At 66.3% G+C, this 16579-nt stretch carries 17 protein-coding genes and 1 pseudogene; 11 read left to right on the plus strand and 7 right to left on the minus strand.

Features of this window, described 5'->3' with window-relative positions:
• Positions 1-475, plus strand: a 475-nt coding sequence (locus tag AB7O82_RS10290; RefSeq protein WP_428619322.1) for an aromatic-ring-hydroxylating dioxygenase subunit beta, incomplete at its 5' end; no start/stop codon positions are given.
• Positions 476-600: 125 nt separating this feature from the next.
• Positions 601-1272: a TetR/AcrR family transcriptional regulator gene (locus AB7O82_RS10295; protein WP_428546959.1), complete on the plus strand. Its 672-nt coding sequence runs from the start codon at positions 601-603 to the stop codon at positions 1270-1272.
• A gap of 6 nt (positions 1273-1278) precedes the next feature.
• On the opposite strand, the gene AB7O82_RS10300 is transcribed toward AB7O82_RS10295, so the two are convergent.
• The 5 genes from AB7O82_RS10300 to AB7O82_RS10320 all read right to left on the minus strand — a co-directional run bounded on the left by AB7O82_RS10300 (position 1279) and on the right by AB7O82_RS10320 (position 4186).
• Positions 1279-2316: a hypothetical protein gene (locus AB7O82_RS10300; protein WP_428546956.1), complete on the minus strand. Its 1038-nt coding sequence runs from the start codon at positions 2314-2316 to the stop codon at positions 1279-1281.
• A gap of 93 nt (positions 2317-2409) precedes the next feature.
• On the minus strand, positions 2410-2721 hold the full coding sequence (locus AB7O82_RS10305) for a hypothetical protein (RefSeq protein ID WP_428546953.1): 312 nt from the start codon (positions 2719-2721) through the stop codon (positions 2410-2412).
• Between the two features lie 83 nt (positions 2722-2804).
• Positions 2805-3329 (minus strand): hypothetical protein, encoded by a 525-nt coding sequence (locus tag AB7O82_RS10310; RefSeq protein WP_428546950.1) that lies wholly within the window; start codon positions 3327-3329, stop codon positions 2805-2807.
• An 11-nt stretch (positions 3330-3340) separates the two neighbouring features.
• Entirely contained in the window at positions 3341-3790 is a 450-nt protein-coding gene (locus tag AB7O82_RS10315; RefSeq protein WP_428546947.1) for a hypothetical protein, read from the minus strand.
• Between the two features lie 15 nt (positions 3791-3805).
• Positions 3806-4186: a Rid family hydrolase gene (locus tag AB7O82_RS10320; protein WP_428619325.1), complete on the minus strand. Its 381-nt coding sequence runs from the start codon at positions 4184-4186 to the stop codon at positions 3806-3808.
• Positions 4187-4493: 307 nt separating this feature from the next.
• On the opposite strand from AB7O82_RS10320, the gene AB7O82_RS10325 reads away from it, so the two are divergent.
• The 3 genes and pseudogenes from AB7O82_RS10325 to AB7O82_RS10335 form a co-directional block, all read left to right on the plus strand.
• Entirely contained in the window at positions 4494-5243 is a 750-nt protein-coding gene (locus tag AB7O82_RS10325) for an SDR family oxidoreductase (protein WP_428546579.1), read from the plus strand.
• A 185-nt stretch (positions 5244-5428) separates the two neighbouring features.
• Positions 5429-6931, plus strand: coding sequence for a class I adenylate-forming enzyme family protein (locus AB7O82_RS10330; RefSeq protein WP_428546582.1), 1503 nt, complete (start codon positions 5429-5431; stop codon positions 6929-6931).
• A gap of 273 nt (positions 6932-7204) precedes the next feature.
• Positions 7205-7363 (plus strand): annotated as a pseudogene (locus AB7O82_RS10335) (integrase); the annotation flags it as partial.
• Positions 7364-7392: 29 nt separating this feature from the next.
• Here AB7O82_RS10335 and AB7O82_RS10340 read toward each other — a convergent pair.
• Both AB7O82_RS10340 and AB7O82_RS10345 read right to left on the minus strand, forming a co-directional pair.
• The gene (locus tag AB7O82_RS10340; RefSeq protein WP_428546585.1) at positions 7393-7674 is read right to left on the minus strand and encodes a hypothetical protein; all 282 of its coding nucleotides are present in this window, start codon (positions 7672-7674) and stop codon (positions 7393-7395) included.
• Positions 7675-7772: 98 nt separating this feature from the next.
• A complete protein-coding gene (locus AB7O82_RS10345; protein WP_428546588.1) occupies positions 7773-8639 on the minus strand; it encodes a ferritin-like domain-containing protein in 867 nt (288 codons plus the stop codon).
• Positions 8640-8764: 125 nt separating this feature from the next.
• Between AB7O82_RS10345 and AB7O82_RS10350 the strand changes: the two genes are divergently transcribed.
• From AB7O82_RS10350 to AB7O82_RS10375, 6 genes are read left to right on the plus strand one after another with little or no spacing between them, the layout of a single operon-like run.
• The gene (locus AB7O82_RS10350) at positions 8765-10963 is read left to right on the plus strand and encodes a 4Fe-4S binding protein (RefSeq protein ID WP_428546635.1); all 2199 of its coding nucleotides are present in this window, start codon (positions 8765-8767) and stop codon (positions 10961-10963) included.
• A gap of 12 nt (positions 10964-10975) precedes the next feature.
• Positions 10976-12925: a TAT-dependent nitrous-oxide reductase gene (gene nosZ, locus AB7O82_RS10355; RefSeq protein WP_428546591.1), complete on the plus strand. Its 1950-nt coding sequence runs from the start codon at positions 10976-10978 to the stop codon at positions 12923-12925.
• A 4-nt stretch (positions 12926-12929) separates the two neighbouring features.
• Positions 12930-14309, plus strand: coding sequence for a nitrous oxide reductase family maturation protein NosD (locus AB7O82_RS10360; protein ID WP_428546594.1), 1380 nt, complete (start codon positions 12930-12932; stop codon positions 14307-14309).
• On the plus strand, positions 14306-15226 hold the full coding sequence (locus AB7O82_RS10365; protein WP_428546597.1) for an ABC transporter ATP-binding protein: 921 nt from the start codon (positions 14306-14308) through the stop codon (positions 15224-15226). The genes AB7O82_RS10360 and AB7O82_RS10365 overlap by 4 nt, the downstream gene beginning before the upstream one ends.
• A complete protein-coding gene (locus AB7O82_RS10370) occupies positions 15223-16053 on the plus strand; it encodes an ABC transporter permease (RefSeq protein WP_428546600.1) in 831 nt (276 codons plus the stop codon). Before AB7O82_RS10365 ends, AB7O82_RS10370 begins: the two co-directional genes overlap by 4 nt.
• Positions 16050-16568: a nitrous oxide reductase accessory protein NosL gene (locus AB7O82_RS10375; protein ID WP_428546603.1), complete on the plus strand. Its 519-nt coding sequence runs from the start codon at positions 16050-16052 to the stop codon at positions 16566-16568. The genes AB7O82_RS10370 and AB7O82_RS10375 overlap by 4 nt, the downstream gene beginning before the upstream one ends.
• Positions 16569-16579 lie beyond the last annotated feature (11 nt).

Here is a 16579-nt window from a genome sequence, read left to right on the forward strand (position 1 = left end):
CGGCCTGCGTACCCGCATGGAGGATTTCCTCTATCTCGAGGCCGACCTGCTCGACGAGTGGCGCATTGAGGAATGGTTCGCGATGTTCGCCCCGGGCGCCACCTACGAGGTACCGCCGACCGGCGACCCCGACGAGACCGACCCGGCAACGTCGCTGTTCTACATCGCCGACGACTATGTCCGTCTGCGCGAGCGCATCGAGCGCCTGAAGAAGAAGGAAGCGCACTCGGAGTTCCCGCGCTCGCGGCAGCGCCACATGATCAGCAACGTGCGCATCACCGACATGGAAGCGGGCGTGGCCGAGGTGAGCTGCAATTTCGTCACCTACCGGGCCAAGCGTGGCGTCGTCGACACCTACTACGGCAAGCACCGTTATCGCATCGACTGCACCGGCCGGCCGTGGAAGATCAAGGCCAAGCGCTCGATCCTCGACATGGACATGCTCTATCCCGGCAAGCTCACGATCATCATTTGAGGTTTCGGTGTCCTCCCCAGCGCCGCCGGGAAGGAGAGTCGACGCCTGTCATGTTCCTCCCCCGACTACGGGGGAGGAAAGCGCGCCCCTTGAACCGTGGCCCCCGCGTCACGTAAGACGGACCGATGAAGATTGACCGCCCTGTCCGGTCCGAGCGGGCCACGCCGCCAGTCGACGAACCCGGGAAGGACAAGCAGACCAAGGCCGACAAGACCAGGGCGCGCCTGATCCAGGTCGCCAAGCGGCTGATCCAGGAGGACGGATCGGATCGCGTCACGCTGCGCCGCATCGCCGCCGGCGCCAAGATGGAGGCGGGCAGCATCTACTATCACTTCGACTCGCGCGACGAGATCATCCGCGCGGTGCTGGAAAGCGGTGTCGGCGATGCCCGCAAGGCGGTGATGCAGGCGATCGACGAGGCCGGGCCAGCGAGCTCGCCGCTCGACCGACTGCGCGCCGCGCTGCGCGCCCACCTCGCCTACACGCTGCAGGAGCATTTCTCGTCGCGCTTGAAGGCGATCCGTCGACTCCCGAAGCGGCTGCGCGACCATCACATGAAGCAGGAGCGCGAATATGCCGCCATCTTCGCCGACCTGCTCGCGGAGGCGCACAAGAAAGGCCTCCTGCGATCCGGCTTCAACCTTTCGGTGGTGCGCATGCTGACCATGGGCGCGCTCACCTGGGTCGCTGAATGGTACAGCCCGGACGGCCCGCTCTCTCCCGACGACGTCGCCGACGAACTGATGCGGCTGCTTGCCGGCGGCCTCATCAAGCCGGGCGCCGGCCCGATGAAGTGACAAGGCTCAGCTCGGCGGCGCGATCAGGAAGGCCTTGGAGGAGTTGAAGATCCAGGTCTCGACCAGCCCGGTGACCTGAGGCTTGCGGCCGAGCTCGCTCAGCGCACCGGCCAGACACATCCAGTTCAGGATCTCCTGCTGGCCGCTGTCCTCGACGGCAGCGCCCGGGCAGTTGCGCCAGGTCTGCCAGTCGGCGCTGCGCAGCGCCTCGAACATGCGCTTGTCGGCCGGCGTGTCGGGATAGAGGAAATGGTTCTTGGCCGTGAGGAAGGCGTGCGACCAGCCCGACGAGGCGAGCAGCGCCACCCGCCACGGCGAAGCGGCGAGGATGCGCGCTGTCGCGGCGCCGAGGTCGAACAGGCGGCGCGGCGTGGGCGCCGGCGGATCGAGGTCGGCCTCGCCGATCTCGCGGTCGAACACCGGCAGGCCGCCGCGCTGGGCGAGCACGCGCCGGCCATAGCAGTTGATGGCTACAGGTACGATCGGATAGCCGAAGCCGCGGCGGGCATAGTCGAGATAGAGGATCGCGTTGGTGAAGGCATGGCCCAGCGGATGGTGCAGGGGCTTGTAGGCATAGGCCGCATCGAAGCCCTCCTCGATCAGGGCACTCGCCAGGTGCTTGGCCGCCTGCCGATGGCCCGGCAGGTCGTAGGTCTTGTCGGTCTCACCCCAGACATTGTTCGGCGGCACGCCGAACGTGAAGCGGTCGTAGGCGCTGACGCAGTAGGGCGGCACGACGTCTTCCTTGAAGTTCTCGTACTGGTCGTCGCCCCAGATCAGCACGAAGTCGGGATTGAACGCGTCGAGCGCCGCCCGCGTCCTCTCCATCCAGGCGACCAGGTCGGCGCGATGGCGGGCGGCCGACGAGGCGCCCTCGTCGTTGCCCCATTCGGCCCGCATCGCCTCGGGCCAGCCGGCCGGCGTCCTGAGCGCCTCCGGCAGGCGCGGGTTGGCGAGCATGCGCTTCAGGATCCACGCCATGCGCTCGTCGGCGCCCCACAGCGGCGGATAATGCGAAATACCGAGAGCCAGGATTTCAGCCATGGTGTTTTCCTAACACTTGACAGAATTTCGCCGAGCTTCGGCCGGCCCGCCGCTGGCGTCAACCGCTTGGGCACCGATGCGTCCGGTGACTGCTCAGGTGCAGCGTACCACGACGGAAGCCGGTCCGCGCACCGTGCTGGCATCGCCGCGGGTCGGCATGTTGTCCATCGCCAGAACGCTGTAATTGCCATGGCTCTGGCGGCACATCGCGATGGCGCGATTCTGGCAATCGCCCGGCATGCTGCAATTGATCTGGATGGCCTGCTTGCCGTCCGACCAGGTGACGATCTTGGCGTCCGTTCGCGTCATCGGATCGTTGCCCGGCGTGGACTTGGCGTCGCCGCACGCCGCCGTCAACCCGGCAACGGCAAGTCCCAGAATCCAGCGCAGCGTCGATCGCGACATCGTATGTCTCTCCCCCATTGCCCGATCACCGTCGGGTGCATCGAGAGTACAGGCCGGCGCCCGATGCGTATAGTCTCGACCGGCTACCTGGTGTTGAGCCTGAAATCGCGCCACGACAGCAGCCCCGTGGCGTTCTCGAGCATCATGCCGTCGAGCTGCTTCTTGAACTCGGCGGCGCTCGGCCGCCAGATCATGGTGCCCTCTCCAGTCGCGCCTTCCAGCCGCGCCGTGCCGCCGGCGAGCTTGAAGGTGCCGCGGCAGCCCAGAAGCTCGTAGCCCTGGCAATCCCATTTGCCCCAGGCGGTGGCGCCGTCGGTAGCGGTGAAGGTGCAGGCGCCGTTGCCGCTCACCTTGTGGCTCGCCTGGTCGATCTTCGCCGAGGCGGCGCAGGCGACGCGGCCACTGTGGATCGGCCCCTCTTCGGTCTCGACGAAGAACGACCCGGCCAGCGTGCCAACCAGGACCACCTGCTTCTCGGCGGCGCGCACGATCGAACCGTTCGCTGCCACCACGGCGAAGGCGTTGAAGGTCTGCGGCTCGTCCTGGGCGAGCGCCGCCGCCGCGGGCACCAGCAGGGTGAGCAGCGCTGCATGAATCGTGTTCCTCATGGTGGTCCCGCTCACTTGAAGTCGACGATCACGGCGTCGGCGCCAAGCGACACGGCGAGCCCCTGTCGGCGCGCCCACAAGGACAGGATCACGCCGTGCGGATTCTCGAGCCACAACTGGCCGCCGCCCTGGTCGCCGAGGGCGGCGCCGTAGCGCGCCGAGCCATAGGCACCCGGAAACTGGTTGAGCTGGTGCAGGTTGAAGACATCGCCCGTTGCCTGGAGCTTCGACACGCCGAAGCCGCCAATGCCCAGGCCGCCGATCGAGAAGCGATAGCTGCGGCCCTGGTAGTGCAGCGTGCCGCCGCCGATCCCGCCGCTGCCGATGAAGGCAACCTGCACCTGCTCGATGTCCACGGTGCCCGACTTGACGCGCTGCTGCGCCCGCACCGGCAGACCGGTCAAGGCAGCGCCGGTGCCGGCGGCAGCCAGCAGGCGCCGCCGGCTCGTTCCCTTGATCAAGACCCGCCCTCCCGGTCAGCGCTCGACGACTGCCGTCGTCTCGATCTCGACCAGCAGGCCGGGCACTGCGAGCGCGCTCACCGCCACCAGGGTCGACGAGATGACCGAGCCGCGCAGCGCCTTGGCCAAGGCCTTGGTGACCGCGCCCATGTCGCGGATGTCGGTGACGAAGATGGTCATGCGCGTGACGTCGGCCAACCGCGCCCCGGCCGCCTTCAGCGCAGCCTCGATCTTGCGCATGGTGATGGTCGTCTGCTGGGCCGCGTCCTTGCCCTGCACCCGCCCCTTGGCGTCGAGCGACGTCGTGCCCGACACGAACACGAACGACCCACTGCGCACCGCCCGCACGTAGAACGGCACCACCTCGGTGCCGTCCGGAAACAGATTCTTCGCCATCGCTTTGCTCCTTTTTCGTCTCCTCCCCAGCTCTGCTGGGGAGGTGTCCGCGCCTAAAGGCTTTTGGCCGCTCTGCGGCCAAAATGCCGATGCGGACAGAGGAGTCATGGTCTTCCGGACCGCGGGCGTCTCGCCCGCTCATGAAGAGAGCGGGCGAGACGCCCGCGGTCCGCATGAGCCATGATCCCTCCGTCGCCGTAAGACGGCGACACCTCCCCAGCGGAGCTGGGGGGAGAATGATTGCGGCGCCCTGACTAGCACGCGCCGGCATGCGTAGTACAAAGTCGCATGTGGAGAGGGAGCCCCTATGTCGCTCGATCGCTATCGCACCGCCATTGTTACCGGCGCCAGTCGTGGCATCGGCGCGGCGACGGTCCGGCAGCTGTGCATCGGCGGGCTCGAGGTCTATGCCGTGGCGCGCTCGGCCGACGATCTCAGCGACCTCGCGCGCGAGACCGGCTGCCGGCCGCTGGCGCTCGACGTCTCGCACCGTGACGCCGTGCTGAGCGCGCTGAGCGGCCTCGACGCCGACATCCTGATCAGCAATGCCTCGGCGCCAGTGCACGCCGCCGCCTCATGGCAGACCGCGCCGGACGACATCGACCTGCTGCTCGACGTCAATCTCAAGGGCACGCTCAACTGCCTCGCCGCGACCGTGCCCGGCATGAAGGCGCGCGGGCGTGGCCATATCGTGCTGATGGGCTCTATCGCCGCCGCCCGACCGATTCCCGGCATGCCGGTCTATGCCATGACCAAGGCGGCGCTCAACAATCTCGGCCAGACGCTGCGGCTCGACCTGCATGCCTCGGGCGTGCGGGTGAGCGAGATCGCGCCAGGCCGGGTCGAGACCGGCGCCCATGTCGCCCTGCTCGACGATCCAGACGAGGGTCGGCGGCGCTTCTACGAAGGCTTCGAATGCCTGCAGCCCGACGACATCGCCGAGGCGATCATGTTCGTGCTGGGCGCCCCGCAGCGCATGGATGTGAGCTACATGGAGATCGTCCCGACCGACCAGTCCTACGGCGGCTCGCAGTTCCACCGCCGCGGTGGCCGGTAGAGCGGTATCCGATCCCGACGGTGCGGTCCCGGACAGCACCATCCAGACGAGCCGGATGCGGTCGATCGCGATCGGACATAAGCTGGACCCGATTCCAGAAAGCCTGGAGCACGATCTCCCGCCCGGCCGACTGCAGTCGGACGGAACGGGCACCAGGCGCGTCGCTTGCATACCCCGAGTTCACCATGAGCCCGACCAACCTTGCCGCTATCCTCGATCCTGCAGCACCGGACGACCGTCCGCTGATCATCCAGCTCTCTCCCGAGGGCAACGAGCAGCTGCGGCTCGCCTACGGCGAGGGCCGGGCGCGCATTGCCGCCCTGGCGCGCGGCCTGCTGAAGCGCGGGCTCGCGCGCGGCCAGGCCGTCGCCATCGTCGCCGCCAACAGCGCCGACTACCTGCTGCTCTACATGGCGACGATGGCGGCCGGCCTGGTCTCGGTCTGCGTCAACCACAAGCTGCCGCGCGAGACGGTGGCGCACATCATGAAGGACTCGGCCGTGGCGCTCGCCGTCGCCGATGCCGAGCGTGCGCCGCTCGTCGCCCCGCTGGTGCCGACCGTGCCGATCGAGCAGCTCGGCTCGCTGCTCGATCCCGGCCCGTTCGTGCCGCTCGACATGGCGTTCGGGGAAACCGCCATGGTTCTCTACACCTCAGGGTCGACCGGCCTGCCCAAGGGCGTGCCGCTCAGCCACGGCGGTTACCTCTGGGCGACCGGCGCCACGCCCGAGCAGCGACCCGGCATCGAGGGCAGGAAGGCGATCATCGCCGCCCCGCTGTTCCACATGAACGGCCTGTTCAGCGCCAAGCTGGTCATGATCAACGGCGGCACCATCGTTCTGATGACCGCCTTCACCGCGGCGGGCTACATCCGCGCCATCGACCGGCTGCGCATCGACATGGTCACCTCGGTGCCGACCATGCTGGCCCTAGTCATGCGCGAGACCGCGGCGCTAGCGAACGCCGACCTCTCCTGCGTCAGCGTGGCCGTGACCGGCTCGGCGCCGTCGACGCCCGAGTTCTTCGAGCAGATGCACCGGCTGTTCCCCAACGCCGACACCGCCAACAGCTGGGGCACCACCGAATCGGGACCGATCGCCTTCGGCCCGCACCCCCAGGGCATCGCCAGGCCGATGGGCGCACTGGGCTATCCGCGTAAGGGCATCGAGGTGAAGCTCGTCGGCGACGATCCCGACCAGGGCGTGCTGCACATCCGCACGCCGGCGCTGATGACCGGCTATCTCAACCGCGAGGCCGACACGAAGAAGCGCCTGATCGACGGCTGGTACGACACCGGCGACGTCATGCGGCGTGACGCCAACGGCTTCGTCTTCTTCGTCGGCCGCGCCGACGACATGTTCCAGTGCGGCGGCGAGAACGTCTACCCCGGCGAGGTCGAGAAGCTCCTGGGCCAGCACGCCGACGTGGCCCAGGTCTGCGTCGTGCCGGTGGCCGACGAGATCAAGTACCAGCTCCCCGTGGCGTTCGTCGTGCCGAGGCCCGGAACGTCGCCGAGCGAGGACGCACTGCGCCGCTTCGCCCTCGACAACGGACCGGCCTACGCCCATCCGCGCGCCGTCTGGTTCGTCGACGAGCTGCCGCTCGCCGGCACCAACAAGATCGACCGCAAGGCGCTGATCGACCGTGCCGCCGCCACCTATGCCCGGGATACTGCGAAGCGGGTGTAGTACGCCCGAGACTTACCGCGACCCGCAAATCAGGCCAATCGCCGCCTGCCCAAAACTGTAAGTGAATGAAGAGCTTTTGGCGGACCCGGCGAGATTCGAACTCACGACCTCTGCCTTCCGAGCCCGAAAAGACGGTTTTCGCCACAGTTTCTTTTCGTACGCTAACACGCGCTAAGGCACTGTCGCGGTTGATCTTTTCTGGATGGGCGCACCGAAGCCAGTAACCTGTGATGACCCTGAACCGGGAGCGGCATTGCCGCCGGAGTATGTCACATGGCGAGGCTCAGCAAGCGTGCTGTCCATCAGGCCCTGGCAGGCGAGCAGGACTATTTCATCTGGGACGACGAACTGCGCGGCTTCGGGCTACGCATCTTCAAGTCAGGGAAGCGCAGCTACCTGGTACAGAATCGCGCCAAGGGTCGCACGCGACGGGGTTTGGGGTACCTATAGCGAAGCACTCATCACGCGCGATCGAACCTCATGATGTCTTCGCGGAAGGAGGACAGGAGACGGTGCGTGGCTCCCGAGACCTTGCGGCGGCTGTGGCCGGCGCCGTCCTGTGCCGCCGTGACAAGGGCATGAGCCCGCTCCGCTTCGACCAGCAGGCGTGCGAGCGTACGTCTCTTCGCCTCGTCGGTCTCCCCTGCCAGCATGGACTGGCAGTGCGCTATGTTCTGACGCCAGATGAATTGGTCGAAGCTATCGGTCATCGCGGGAAGTTCGACACGCTCCACGCCGTGCAAGCAGCAAGCCTACCAATTCGGCGAGCGCTGCTGAAGATGGAGCGCATCGCGTACCGCTGCGCGGTCGGCGCACGACCGCTCAGGAACCGCAGCGCGGCCTACCTCGAGACCTGCAGGTCACGCAGCCATGCAAGTCTCGTGATCGCCTGGCCGGCAAAAGATTGGACGCGCAGTGCGGTAGACTCGTCCTTGGTCGCCTCGGCAACGCCGAGATACCCCTCGACCAAGCGCTCGGCCACTGCTGCGATGTCGAGCGTGCCGCCGGTCTCTCGTCGTGGTTCTGGACCGACGGCGAGCTCACGAGACATGGCGTCAGCCTGAACCGCGAGAGCCTCGGCGCGTTCGCGATCGGGGCCGGCGAGCCGGGTCGCCAAGGCAGCAAGTTGCCCGGCCATCCACCGCTCGAGAAAAGCGGCCTCGGCCAGCCGATCGTCGATGGAAAGGGCGGCATCGGGAAGATGTCGACGGCGTTCGGCATGATAGGCCTCCCGACGGGCCTGCCGGAGCAGCGACACGTGGTGCAATTCTTCGCGAGCCATGCTTTCTGCCGCGGCCCGAAGCTCCGGCGTCGGCGCTTCGGAGGCAACGTAGCTCCAGAAAGTGAAGGCACGCTCCTCGTTGCGCACGGCCATCGACAAGACGCGATAGGCGGTGGCGGTCTTCGATGCGGCGAGCTCCGCGCCTTCCTCGTCTAAAATTTCCGGCAGAACCCATTTGATCGCCGCGGAGTCGGGAGGCTTGCCGATGCGCTGCTGAGCCCAGCGCAGCACGCCGGCCTCGTGTCGACGTTCCTCCTCGGCTAGCCGTTCGAACAGTTCGGCGAGTTGCGGCGTGCGATCTGCCCGGGCGCGAATCGCCAGTTCGGCGTAACGCTTGGCCGCTTCGTGCTCGAGCGCCTGTGCAATGGCGCATATCTCTTCAATCGAGAGAACCGGTGCGCCCGGCGGTGTCTTCAGAAGCGACAACTTCCCTCCGCATTGACGACCGGACCAAGAGTGAGAAAAGTGTCAATATCGGTCGTGGCAAAACTTTGGCCGAGCCAAGGCGTTGCCGCCAAGGGCGAAGCGGAGGATTTGTTTTGCCTGGAGGAATGCATCCAGCATGGCGCGGGCTGGTCGCGCTGCTCTGTGCGACCGTGCTCGCGGCTTTCCTCTGCGCCAGTGCGAACGCGGCTGGCCGGGTGCAGGAGTTCCTGTCCAAGGCGCAGCCCTCCGAGATGGTGCCTGATGCCGACCGCTTCGGCGCTCCGCAGGGCGATCCTCCACTGGTCCCTGTATACAAAGGCGACGAGTTACGCGGATACGTTTACCTGAACTCGGACTTCACCAATGCCGTCGGCTACTCGGGCAAGCCGATCCATCTGCTGGTCGGCATCGATCCCAAGGGCGTGGTCAGGGGATTGAAGCTGGTCTCCCACAGCGAGCCAATCGTGCTCGTGGGCATTCCCGAGCGTCGCGTGATCGACGCGATCAACAGCCTCGTTGGCAAGGAATTCGGGCCGGTCGCGTCCGGTGCCGAGCGGCCGCCGCAGGTGGACATCGTGAGCGGAGCCACGGTGACGGTGCTGGTGATGGGCGACAGCGTTGTGCGCTCTGCCGTGCGCCTGATTCGCAGCGGCCGGCTGGGCGGCACGGCCGGCACCACGACAACGGCGGCGGCACAGGCCGCGAGATCGCTCGATCTTCAGCAAGACGAGATACGTGATTGGCAGAGCCTGGTAGGCGACGGGTCTGTGCGACGGCTGCATCTCACTGTGGGCGACGTCAACGATGCCTTCTCCAAGGCGGGCAGTGCCGCGGCCGCGCAGAATGCCGAATCGTCGGACGCGGACGATACCTTCATCGATCTCTACGTTGCCCCGGTCTCGGTGCCGTCCATCGGCCGGGCGATGCTGGGCGAAGACGCCTACCGGCAGCTCGCGCAACGCCTGAAGCCGGGCCAGCAGGCAATCGTGGTGGCCGGCAACGGCCTCTATTCGTTCAAGGGCTCGGGCTATGTGCGCGGCGGCATCTTCGACCGCATCGAGCTGATCCAGGAAGGCGCCGGTGTCCGCTTTCGCGACCGCAACCACACCCGCCTGGGGGACCTGGCCGCCGACGGCGCGCCCGAGTTCCGCGAAATCGCGCTGTTCGTCGTGCCCGACGATTTCTCGCTCGACCTTGCCGAGCCGTGGCAGCTTCAGCTGCTGGTGCAACGGAGCGTGGGCGCTCGCGACAAGGCCTTCATCGCCTTCGATCTCGGCTACACTCTGCCGGAGCGGTACTTCAAGCGCGACCCGCGCGCCGGACCGGCATCGCCATCGCCCGCGCCATCCGATGCGGCGCCCGCTCTCTCCGACCTCGAAGAGCCGCTCTGGCAGCGAATGTGGAGGAGCAATGCGGTGTCGATCGGCGTCACGGCCGCCGCACTGATGGTGCTTACCGCCATTTTCTTCTTCCAGAGCGCGCTGGTGCGGCGCCCTGCGGTCTACACGTGGGTGCGGCGCGGCTACCTCGCCTTCACCCTGGTGTGGCTGGGCTGGTTCGCCAACGCACAGCTCTCCGTGGTCAATGTCGTCACTTTCACCAATGCGTTGATCACCGACTTCAGCTGGGAATTCTTCCTCGCCGCGCCGCTGATCTTCGTCCTATGGGCAGCGGTTGCCGGCGGTCTGCTGTTTTGGGGGCGCGGTCCGTTCTGCGGCTGGCTCTGCCCGTTCGGCGCTTTGCAGGAACTGCTGAACAATCTCGCGCAGTGGCTCAAGGTACCCCAATACAGGGTGCCATGGGGCGTGCACGAGCGCCTTTGGCCCGTCAAATACATCATCTTCCTTGGCCTCTTCGGCCTCTCCCTGTACTCGCTTCCCATGGCAGAGCGGTTCGCCGAGGTCGAACCGTTCAAGACGGCGATCATCCTCAAGTTCTGGCGCTACTGGCCCTTCGTCCTGTATGCTGTTGCGCTGCTGGTTGCAGGCCTGTTTGTCGAACGCTTTTTCTGCCGCTATCTTTGTCCTCTTGGTGCGGCGCTCGCAATCCCAGGCCGCATCAGAATGTTCGAATGGCTGAAGCGCTGGCCCGAATGCGGCTCGCCTTGCCAGCGCTGCGCCAAGGAATGCCCGGTGCAGTCGATCCACCCCGAAGGTCAGATCAACGTCAACGAATGCATCTACTGCATGCATTGCCAGGAGCTTTACCACGACCCCAACCGTTGCCTGCATAACGTGCAGCTTCGCCTCAAGCGCGAGAAGCGCGCCGCCATACGGGCCTCGTCTGCGCCGGCGCGATCGGGTCTCACCGAAACCAGTGCGTAAGGAGAAAAGTCCATGACCAACAGGAAGCAGACGACACCTCGCCGCCGCGACGTCCTTAAGGCCAGCGCCATTGCCGGCGCCGCGGGAGCCGCCGGAGGCTTGGGGACCGCCCGGATGTTCGAGGCGGGGCAGGCGCAGGCACAGACACGGCCGCCGCAGCAACAGCAGCGCCAACAACAAGGCCGGCCGGGCGCGCAGAAGTACGAAGTGAAGCCGGGCGAACTCGACGAGTACTATGTCTTTTTTTCCAGCGGCCAGACCGGCGAGCTGCGCATCGTGGGCCTCCCCTCCATGCGCGAGCTGATGCGCGTGCCCGTCTTCAATCGCGACAGCGCCACGGGCTGGGGCCAGACCAACGAGAGCCTGAAGGTGCTGACCGAAGGTCTGACGCCTGAGGCCCGTGAGTTCCTCAAGGACAGGGGCGGCATATACACCAACGGCGACCTGCACCACCCGCACCCTTCCTTCACGGACGGGACGTACGACGGCCGCTACGTGTTCGCCAACGACAAGTCGAACAGCCGGGTCTGCCGCATCCGGCTCGACGTCATGAAATGCGACAAGATCATCCAGATTCCGAACCAGGCTACCGTGCATGGCCTGCGCGTGCAGAAGTTCCCCAAAACCGGATACGTCTTCTGCAACGGAGAGGACCGTGTGCCTGTCCCCAACGACGGCAAGATCCTCGACGATCCGAAGAAATATGTCGGCATGTTCACGGCGGTCGACGGCGAGACCATGAAGGTCGCCTGGCAGATCCAGGTCGACGGCAACCTCGACAACGTCGATGCCGACTATCAGGGCAAGTACGCCTGGTCGACCTGCTACAACTCCGAGGAAGGCGTGACGCTCGCCGAGATGATGGCCAAGGAACAGGACTGGGTCGTCGTCTTCAACCTCAAGCGCATCGAAGAGGCGGTGAAGAAGGGCGACGTGCAGATGATCGGCGGCGTGCCGGTGCTGAACGGCCGCGCCGGCTCGGCTTTCACGCGCTACATCCCGATTCCCAACAGTCCGCACGGCATCAACACGGCGCCTGACGGCATCCACTTCGTCGCCAACGGCAAGCTTTCGCCGACCTGTACGGTGTTCGATGCGCGCAAGCTGGACGACCTCTTCGACGACAAGATCAAGCCGCGCGACGTCGTCGTCGCCGAGCCGGAGCTGGGGCTTGGCCCTCTCCACACGGCGTTCGACGGCAAGGGCAATGCGTTCACGACGCTGTTCCTCGACAGCCAGGTCGTCAAATGGAACATCGAGCGGGCCAAGCAAGCCTATCGCGGCCAGAAGGTCGACCCCATCATCCAGAAGCTCGACGTGCACTATCAGCCCGGACACAACCACAGCTCGATGGGGCAGACGAAGGAGGCGGACGGCAGGTGGCTGCTGTCGCTGAACAAGTTCTCCAAGGACCGCTTCCTGAACGTCGGGCCGCTGAAGCCCGAGAACGACCAGCTGATCGACATCTCCGGCGACAAGATGGTGATCGTCCATGATGGCCCGAGCTTTGCCGAGCCGCACGACGCGACCATCGTCCATCGCTCGAAGATCAATCCCCTCCACATCTGGAAGCGGGACGATCCGTTCTTTGCCGACGCCGTGCAGCAGGCCAAGGCGGACGGCGTCAAGCTGGAGGTCGACAACAAGCTCGTGCGCGACGGCAACAAGGTCCGCGTCTACATGACGTCGGCGGCCCCGGCGTTCGGTCTCGAGAGCTTCACGGTGAAGCAGGACGACGAGGTCACCGTCTATGTGACCAACGTCGACGACGTCGAGGACCTCACGCACGGCTTCTGCGTCGTGAACTACGGCGTCAACATGGAGATCGGGCCACAGCAGACCTCTTCGGTGACCTTCAAGACGTCGCGCGCAGGCGTCTACTGGTACTACTGCACATGGTTCTGCCACGCCATGCACATGGAGATGCAGGGGCGCATGCTGGTGGAACCGAAGAGCGCCTGAGCCCATGCGGCTTCGGTCCGTGTTGTGGCTGGCGATGCTGGCGGCGGGGCTGGCGGGCCCGGCCCTTGCCGAACGGATCGTCGTGCCTGCGGGCCGATCCGACCTGCAGCAGGCGATCGACGGCGCAGCAGAGGGCGACACCATCGTGCTCCAGGCCGGCGAGCATCGTGGCCCGCTGCGGCTGCCCCGCAGGATGGTGCTCGAGGGCGAGCCCGGTGCCGTGCTGCGCGGCTCGGGCGTCGGTAGCGTCGTCACCCTGACCGCCCCCGACAGCGTCGTTCGCGGGCTGACGATCCGCGATTCCGGCCGCGACCTCGAGAAGATGGACTCCGGCGTGTTCATCGCCAAGACCGCTGTCCGCTCCGTCGTCGAGCACAACAGGATCGAGGGGAACCTGTATGGTGCTTACATCCACGGGGCCGACGGCGCGATCGTGCGACGGAATGAAATCGTCGGCATACGGGAAGGCCGCATGAATGAGGCGGGCAACGGCGTGTCGGTGTGGGACGCCCCCGGTGCCCAAGTGCTGGAAAACGACGTCAGGTTCGGTCGCGACGGCATTTTCTCCATCGCCAGCCGCAAGAACGTGTTCAGCGGCAACCGCCTCCGCGACCTGCGGTTTGCCGTCCACTACATGTACACCAACGAAGGCGAGGTCTCTCACAACGTCTCCATCGGCAATGCCGTGGGATATGCCGTGATGTTCTCGCATCGGCTGATCATCCGCGGCAACGTGTCGGACGGCGACCGCGACCGTGGCTTCCTCTTCAATTTCGCCAACGGCTCGCAAATCGCCGGCAACCTGGTCGTCGGGCGCCTTCAGCCGGCCGAGCGATGGACGCGTGCCGGCCAGCACGACAGGGAAGCGCGGGAGCACGGCATGCTGGACGACCGGGCGTCGACGGCGTCTGCAACGGGCATGCGCATCGGGCCGGAAAAGTGCGTCTTCATCTACAACACCAACAATAACCGGTTCCGCGACAACTGGTTCGAGGGATGTGACATCGGCATCCACTTCACCGCCGGATCCGAGGGCAACGAGCTGGTGGGCAACGCCTTCGTACGCAACCGCAACCAGGTGAAGTATGTCGGCTCTCGATATCTCGACTGGTCGAAGAACGGCCGCGGCAACTACTGGAGCGACAATGCTGCATTCGACCTGAACGGCGACGGCATAGCCGATACGGCCTACAGGCCGAACGATCTCGTCGATCGTGTGCTGTGGACCGTGCCTCAGGCCAAGGTGCTGGCCAACAGCCCTGCCGTGCAGGTGGTCCGGTGGGCGCAGACGCATTTCCCGGCTTTGCTGCCGGGCGGCGTGATCGACAGCCATCCGTTGATCGCGCCGCCCACGCGTCCCATGGCGGCCGAGGCCCGCCAGTGAACGCGAACGTCGAGCTACGGGACGTCTCCAAGCACTACGGCCGCATCGAGGCCGTACGCGGCGTTTCCTTCGACCTGCCCGCGGGCGAAACGATCGCACTCGTCGGCCACAACGGCGCCGGGAAGACGACCTTGCTCAAGCTGATGCTCGGCCTGATCCGCCCGACGGCCGGTACGGTGCAGGTGCTCGGCGAGGCCCCCGCGCGCGGCGAATTCGAGGCACGGCGACGGCTCGGTTACTTGCCCGAGAACGTAGCGTTCAACCCCGCCCTCACAGGCCGCGAGATCCTGTCCTTTTACGCTCGCCTGAAGCGCGAGCCGACGGCCCCGACATTGAGGCTGCTGGAAAAGGTTGGGCTGGAAGGCGCCTCGCATCGCCGGGTCGGCACCTACTCCAAGGGCATGCGGCAGCGACTCGGCCTCGCCCAGGCCCTGATCGGCGAACCGCAGCTCCTGCTGCTCGACGAGCCGACGACGGGCCTGGATCCGGCCTTGCGGCTCGGCTTCTACGAAATCGTGCAGGAGCTGCGCGATCGGGGCGCCACGGTCGTGCTGTCCTCGCACGCGCTGACGGAACTCGAGGAGCGCGCCGATCGTGTGATCATCATGAATCGCGGCATGATGGTCGCCGACGGCTCGCTCGACGAGTTGCGGCGCCTGGCGCGTCTGCCGTCGCGCATCAGGCTTACCATTCCTGCGGCATCTATGGATGCGGCCCGCGAATGGATGGGCAAGAAGGAAGGCTGGCGGGACGTCGGCGCCGGTGTCGTCGAATTCGACGCCTATCACGACCGCAAGCTCGCCCTGCTTCGGCGGGCGACGCAGGAGGGCACGCCCGTCCAGGACGTCGACGTCGTTCCTCCGACACTCGACGAGCTCTATGCTCACTTCCTGCGCGGCCAGGAGGCGGCAGAATGAGGAACCTCCTGATCATAGCCGGCAAGGAGATCCAGGAGGCGCTGCGCAATCGCTGGGTGCTGGCGACGACGCTGCTGCTGGCAGCGCTCGCCCTGTCGCTGACCTTCCTCGGCAGCGCGCCGACGGGAACGGTCGGCGCGGGCGCCCTCGACGTGGTGGTCGTCAGCCTCTCCAGCCTGACCATCTTCCTGGTGCCCCTCATCGCTCTCCTGATCTCGCACGATGCCATCGTCGGCGACATCGAGCGCGGCACGCTGCTGCTGCTGCTGAGTTATCCCGTCGGCCGCGGCCAGGTGCTGCTGGGGAAATTCGCCGGCCACCTCGCCATCCTCGCCTTCGCGACGGTGCTGGGTTACGGCGCGGCGGCCGTCGCCCTCGCCGCCAGCGGCGCCGAGGTCGATGGCGCGAGCTGGGTTGCGTTCGCCGCCATGGTGGGATCGTCGATCCTCCTGGGGGCCGCCTTCGTCGCCATCGGCTATCTGGTGAGCGCCCTGGTGCAGCAGCGAGGCATGGCTGCCGGCATCGCCGTCGGGGTCTGGCTGCTGCTGGTGCTGATCTATGACATGGCCCTGCTCGGCCTGCTGGTTGCCGACCAGGGAATGACGATAACCGGCGGTGTGCTCAATGCCCTGCTGCTGCTCAATCCGGCAGACGTCTATCGCATGCTCAACCTGACCGGCTCGGCCAATGTCAGCGCCTTCTCCGGCATGGCGGGCCTGGCCGACAGCGTGACGTTGGCGCCCGTCCACCTGTTGGCGGCGCTCGCGGCCTGGACCGTCGTGCCGCTGGCGATCGCCGCCTTCATCCTGTCGCGGAGAGAACTATGAACAAGCCTGCCTTGCTTGCGCTGTTCGCGGTGCTCGCGATTGCGGGCTGCAAGAAGGAGGCGGACCAGGCGTCCGTCGCGCCGCAGGCGCTGACGGCCGACGCGGTCGGCTACTATTGTGGCATGAACCTGGTGGAGCATGTCGGCCCCAAGGGCCAGATCCTGCTGGCCAGCCGCAAGGAACCGGTGTGGTTCTCCTCGGCACGAGACGCGCTGTCCTTCAGCATGCTGCCGGAAGAGCCGAAGGACATTCGCGCCATCTACGTCTCCGACATGGCGAAGGCCACAAGCTGGGAAGATCCGGGTGCCGCCAACTGGGTCGAAGCCCGCAAGGCCTTTTTCGTCATTGGCAGCGACTTGAAGGGCGGCATGGGCGCGCCAGAGACCATCCCTTTCTCCGACCGTGCGGCAGCCGAAAGATTTGCCGGCGAGCATGGCGGGCGTGTCGTCGCCTTCAGCGAAGTGCCGCGCGACTATGTGCTGACGGCGGCCGAGCCGTCGTTGCACAGACATTGAGGAGAAAGCCA

It is taken from the genome of Reyranella sp. (assembly GCF_050185545.1).
In the GTDB taxonomy this organism is placed as follows: Bacteria; Pseudomonadota; Alphaproteobacteria; order Reyranellales; family Reyranellaceae; genus Reyranella.

Bases quoted from the DNA above. Each gene is read 5' to 3' on its own strand.
- AB7O82_RS10295 (WP_428546959.1), top strand. From the start codon at position 601: ATGAAGATTGACCGCCCTGTCCGGTCCGAGCGGGCCACGCCGCCAGTC.
- AB7O82_RS10300 (WP_428546956.1), bottom strand. From the start codon at position 2,316: ATGGCTGAAATCCTGGCTCTCGGTATTTCGCATTATCCGCCGCTGTGG.
- AB7O82_RS10305 (WP_428546953.1), bottom strand. From the start codon at position 2,721: ATGTCGCGATCGACGCTGCGCTGGATTCTGGGACTTGCCGTTGCCGGG.
- AB7O82_RS10310 (WP_428546950.1), bottom strand. From the start codon at position 3,329: ATGAGGAACACGATTCATGCAGCGCTGCTCACCCTGCTGGTGCCCGCG.
- AB7O82_RS10320 (WP_428619325.1), bottom strand. From the start codon at position 4,186: ATGGCGAAGAATCTGTTTCCGGACGGCACCGAGGTGGTGCCGTTCTAC.
- AB7O82_RS10325 (WP_428546579.1), top strand. From the start codon at position 4,494: ATGTCGCTCGATCGCTATCGCACCGCCATTGTTACCGGCGCCAGTCGT.
- AB7O82_RS10330 (WP_428546582.1), top strand. From the start codon at position 5,429: ATGAGCCCGACCAACCTTGCCGCTATCCTCGATCCTGCAGCACCGGAC.
- AB7O82_RS10350 (WP_428546635.1), top strand. From the start codon at position 8,765: ATGCATCCAGCATGGCGCGGGCTGGTCGCGCTGCTCTGTGCGACCGTG.
- nosZ (WP_428546591.1), top strand. From the start codon at position 10,976: ATGACCAACAGGAAGCAGACGACACCTCGCCGCCGCGACGTCCTTAAG.
- AB7O82_RS10360 (WP_428546594.1), top strand. From the start codon at position 12,930: ATGCGGCTTCGGTCCGTGTTGTGGCTGGCGATGCTGGCGGCGGGGCTG.
- AB7O82_RS10370 (WP_428546600.1), top strand. From the start codon at position 15,223: ATGAGGAACCTCCTGATCATAGCCGGCAAGGAGATCCAGGAGGCGCTG.
- AB7O82_RS10375 (WP_428546603.1), top strand. From the start codon at position 16,050: ATGAACAAGCCTGCCTTGCTTGCGCTGTTCGCGGTGCTCGCGATTGCG.